This is a genomic window from Fulvimonas yonginensis (genome assembly GCF_037137055.1).
In the GTDB taxonomy this organism is placed as follows: Bacteria; Pseudomonadota; Gammaproteobacteria; order Xanthomonadales; family Rhodanobacteraceae; genus Frateuria_A; species Frateuria_A yonginensis.
In genome coordinates this window covers 1-5123 of the sequence record NZ_JBBBNY010000024.1, presented here as the reverse complement: position 1 = coordinate 5123, position 5123 = coordinate 1, and the positions used below count along the sequence as shown (strand labels likewise).

Below are 5123 nucleotides of genomic sequence, written 5' to 3'. Positions count from 1 at the left end.
CAAAGAAAAACCCTCTCCCGAGGGGGAGAGGGTTTGGGTATGAAGCCCCTGGCGGTGACCTACTCTTGCATGCGAGGTGCACACTACCATCGGCGCGGCTGCGTTTCACTTCCGAGTTCGGGATGGGATCGGGTGGGACCACAGCGCTATGGCCGCCAGGGAAGGGGTGGGGTCAGCGCGTTGGAGCGCCGGACCCGCAGAGGGGTAAACGAGTGACAAGGGTGTTTTGGTTGCCCGGACCGTGACGGGCCGTCGAAGCGAGGTCGAGCTCTTTCGAGGAGTCCGGCCAAGGAGGGCCGGGATCGTCGCAGAGGGACCTGCTACAGCAGAAGCGTCTTGGGGTTATATGGTCAAGCCGCACGGCGCATTAGTACGCGTAAGCTCAATGCATTGCTGCACTTCCACATCGCGCCTATCAACCACCTGGTCTTGATGGTGCCTTGAGGAGAGTCAAGCTCTCGGGAGATCTCATCTTGGGGCGTGCTTCCCGCTTAGATGCTTTCAGCGGTTATCACTTCCGTTCATAGCTACCGGGCAATGCCTCTGGCGAGACAACCCGAACACCAGCGGAACGTCCACTCCGGTCCTCTCGTACTAGGAGCAGCCCCCCTCAAATCTCCAACGCCCACGACAGATAGGGACCGAACTGTCTCACGACGTTCTGAACCCAGCTCGCGTACCACTTTAAATGGCGAACAGCCATACCCTTGGGACCGGCTACAGCCCCAGGATGTGATGAGCCGACATCGAGGTGCCAAACACCGCCGTCGATATGAACTCTTGGGCGGTATCAGCCTGTTATCCCCGGAGTACCTTTTATCCGTTGAGCGATGGCCCTTCCATACAGAACCACCGGATCACTAAGACCTACTTTCGTACCTGCTTGATCCGTCGATCTTGCAGTCAAGCACGCTTATGCCTTTGCACACAGTGCGCGATGTCCGACCGCGCTGAGCGTACCTTCGTGCTCCTCCGTTACGCTTTGGGAGGAGACCGCCCCAGTCAAACTACCCACCATACACGGTCCCCGACCCGGATTACGGGCCTAGGTTAGAACGTCAAGCACTTCAGGGTGGTATTTCAAGGATGGCTCCACCAGAACTGGCGTCCTGGCTTCAAAGCCTCCCACCTATCCTACACAGAAGAACTCAACGTTCAGTGTAAAGCTATAGTAAAGGTTCACGGGGTCTTTCCGTCTTGCCGCGGGAACGCTGCATCTTCACAGCGATTTCAATTTCACTGAGTCTCGGGTGGAGACAGCGCCGCTGTCGTTACGCCATTCGTGCAGGTCGGAACTTACCCGACAAGGAATTTCGCTACCTTAGGACCGTTATAGTTACGGCCGCCGTTTACTGGGGCTTCGATCAAGAGCTTCGCCTTGCGGCTGACCCCATCAATTAACCTTCCAGCACCGGGCAGGCGTCACACCCTATACGTCCACTTTCGTGTTTGCAGAGTGCTGTGTTTTTGATAAACAGTCGCAGCGGCCAGGTTACTGCGACCCATCAGAGCTCAGTCACGCACGTGACCACCCCGATGGGCGCACCTTCTCCCGAAGTTACGGTGCCATTTTGCCTAGTTCCTTCACCCGAGTTCTCTCAAGCGCCTTGGGATTCTCACCCTGCCTACCAGTGTCGGATTACGGTACGGTTTTTCTTAAGCTGAAGCTTAGTGGCTTTTCCTGGAAGCGTAGTCTCAGTCACTTCGCCCAATAGGGCTCGTCTCGGTGCTCGGCGTATGTGATCCCGGATTTGCCTAAGATCACCGCCTACCGCCTTTCCCCGGGACAACCAACGCCCGGTAGACCTAACTTTCTCCGTCCCCACATCGCACTTAAGAAAAGTGCTGGAATATTAACCAGCTTCCCATCGACTACGCATTTCTGCCTCGCCTTAGGGGCCGACTCACCCTGCGCCGATGAACGTTGCGCGAGGAAACCTTGGGCTTTCGGCGTGCGGGCTTTTCACCCGCATTATCGTTACTCATGTCAGCATTCGCACTTCCGATACCTCCAGCAGACCTCTCGATCCACCTTCACAGGCGTACGGAACGCTCCTCTACCGCGCACACGTAAGTGTGCACCCCGAGCTTCGGTGTAGTGCTTAGCCCCGTTAAATCTTCCGCGCAGACCGACTCGACCAGTGAGCTATTACGCTTTCTTTAAAGGGTGGCTGCTTCTAAGCCAACCTCCTGGCTGTCTATGCCTTTCCACATCGTTTTCCACTTAGCACTAACTTGGGGACCTTAGCTGCGGGTCTGGGTTGTTTCCCTTTTCACGACGGACGTTAGCACCCGCCGTGTGTCTCCCGGATAGTCTGTCCTGGTATTCGGAGTTTGCCATGGTTTGCTAAGTCGCGATGACCCGCTAGCCATAACAGTGCTCTACCCCCAGGAAGATTCGTCCGAGGCGCTACCTAAATAGCTTTCGAGGAGAACCAGCTATCTCCGAGTTTGTTTAGCCTTTCACTCCTAGCCTCAGCTCATCCCCATCTATTGCAACAGATGTGGGTTCGGTCCTCCAGTGCGTGTTACCGCACCTTCAACCTGGCCAAGGCTAGATCACTCGGTTTCGGGTCTACTGCCAGAGACTATGCGCCCTATTCAGACTCGGTTTCCCTTCGCCTCCCCTAGACGGTTAAGCTCGCCACTGACAGTAAGTCGCTGACCCATTATACAAAAGGTACGCAGTCACCCTTGCGGGCTTCCACTGCTTGTACGTATACGGTTTCAGGGTCTATTTCACTCCCCTCTCCGGGGTTCTTTTCGCCTTTCCCTCACGGTACTTGTTCGCTATCGGTCAGTCAGGAGTATTTAGCCTTGGAGGATGGTCCCCCCATGTTCAGACAGGGTTTCTCGTGCCCCGCCCTACTCAATTTCACGCACGGTGCCCTTTCGCTTACCGGGCTATCACCGTCTATGGCGGACCTTTCCAGGTCCTTCAGCTAAAACACTGTGCGCTTTTGGGCTGCTCCGCGTTCGCTCGTCGCTACTGACGGAATCTCGGTTGATTTCTTTTCCTCCGGGTACTTAGATATTTCAGTTCCCCGGGTTCGCCTCCCGCACCTATGGATTCAGTACGGGATACCGCCTGAGCGGTGGGTTTCCCCATTCGGACATTGCCGGATCAAAGCTTGTTGCCAGCTCCCCGACACTTTTCGCAGGCTGCCACGTCCTTCATCGCCTCTGACTGCCAAGGCATCCACCGTATACGCTTGGTCGCTTGACCATATAACCCCAAGTCGCCTCGGGGCTCATGCCAAACAACGCATCGCCGTTGCCTCAACGACACATCTCGGTTCGGTTTCGAACCAAAACGCTTGTCACTCGTTTACGTTTTCAAAGAACACCACGCCGGCCTCAGCGCCGGGTGGCTTCAATCAATCTTTGTGTGCGCGTCGCTACACATCCGTCGGCGGTCGGCCGTCTGAAGCTGGTGGAGCCAGTCGGGATCGAACCGACGACCCCCTGCTTGCAAAGCAGGTGCTCTCCCAGCTGAGCTATGGCCCCAGGGTTTTCTCAACAGTCCGCACCTAGGATGTGCGGGCTCTTGCGAAGGGACTCGCGTCAAACCTTGGTGGTGGTGGGTCTGGGAGGACTCGAACCACCGGCCTCACCCTTATCAGGGGTGCGCTCTAACCACCTGAGCTACAGACCCATAAGCTTTCCGGTCTAACGACCATACACGCCTCGTGGGCCTTGCGGCCGGAGCGTGTGGATGTGCAGGTGCCTTGTGTGGACGTCTTGCGGCAGCGGTGCTGCCTTTCTCGAAAGGAGGTGATCCAGCCGCACCTTCCGATACGGCTACCTTGTTACGACTTCACCCCAGTCATGAACCACTCCGTGGTCGTCGCCCCCCTTGCGGTTAGGCTAACGGCTTCTGGAGCAACTCACTCCCATGGTGTGACGGGCGGTGTGTACAAGGCCCGGGAACGTATTCACCGCAGCATAGCTGATCTGCGATTACTAGCGATTCCGACTTCATGGAGTCGAGTTGCAGACTCCAATCCGGACTGGGATCGGCTTTCTGGGATTGGCTCCACCTCGCGGTATTGCAACCCTCTGTACCGACCATTGTAGTACGTGTGTAGCCCTGGCCGTAAGGGCCATGATGACTTGACGTCATCCCCACCTTCCTCCGGTTTGTCACCGGCAGTCTCCTTAGAGTTCCCACCTTTACGTGCTGGCAACTAAGGACAAGGGTTGCGCTCGTTGCGGGACTTAACCCAACATCTCACGACACGAGCTGACGACAGCCATGCAGCACCTGTGTTCCGGTTCCCGAAGGCACTCCCGCATCTCTGCAGGATTCCGGACATGTCAAGGCCAGGTAAGGTTCTTCGCGTTGCATCGAATTAAACCACATACTCCACCGCTTGTGCGGGCCCCCGTCAATTCCTTTGAGTTTCAGTCTTGCGACCGTACTCCCCAGGCGGCGAACTTAACGCGTTAGCTTCGACACTGATCTCCGAGTTGAGACCAACATCCAGTTCGCATCGTTTAGGGCGTGGACTACCAGGGTATCTAATCCTGTTTGCTCCCCACGCTTTCGTGCCTCAGCGTCAGTGTTGATCCAGATGGCCGCCTTCGCCACTGATGTTCCTCCCGATCTCTACGCATTTCACCGCTACACCGGGAATTCCACCATCCTCTATCACACTCTAGCCTCCCAGTATCCACTGCCATTCCCAGGTTGAGCCCGGGGATTTCACAGCAGACTTAAGAAACCGCCTACGCACGCTTTACGCCCAGTAATTCCGATTAACGCTTGCACCCTTCGTATTACCGCGGCTGCTGGCACGAAGTTAGCCGGTGCTTATTCCTCAGGTACCGTCAGTCCCGCCGGGTATTAGCCGACAGTGTTTCGCTCCTGATAAAAGTGCTTTACAACCCGAAGGCCTTCTTCACACACGCGGCATTGCTGGATCAGGCTTGCGCCCATTGTCCAATATTCCCCACTGCTGCCTCCCGTAGGAGTCTGGGCCGTGTCTCAGTCCCAGTGTGGCTGATCATCCTCTCAGACCAGCTACCGATCGTCGCCTTGGTGGGCCATTACCCCGCCAACTAGCTAATCGGACATCGGTCCATCCAACCGCGCGAGGCCCGAAGGTCCCCCGCTTTCTCCC

The 5123-nt window shown here is 56.5% G+C and carries 2 tRNA genes and 3 rRNA genes; all 5 read right to left on the bottom strand.

The features are described from left to right. Nucleotides 1-46 precede the first annotated feature (46 nt). Nucleotides 47-160 (bottom strand): 5S ribosomal RNA (gene rrf / locus WAT24_RS16485). A gap of 186 nt (nt 161-346) precedes the next feature. Beyond that, nucleotides 347-3226 (bottom strand): 23S ribosomal RNA (locus tag WAT24_RS16480). A gap of 205 nt (nt 3227-3431) precedes the next feature. Continuing rightward, a tRNA-Ala gene (locus tag WAT24_RS16475) sits at nt 3432-3507 on the bottom strand. A gap of 71 nt (nt 3508-3578) precedes the next feature. Further along, nucleotides 3579-3655 (bottom strand) — tRNA-Ile (locus WAT24_RS16470). 112 nt (nt 3656-3767) lie between these two features. Next, nucleotides 3768-5123: ribosomal RNA gene (locus WAT24_RS16465) — 16S ribosomal RNA — on the bottom strand; the annotation flags it as partial.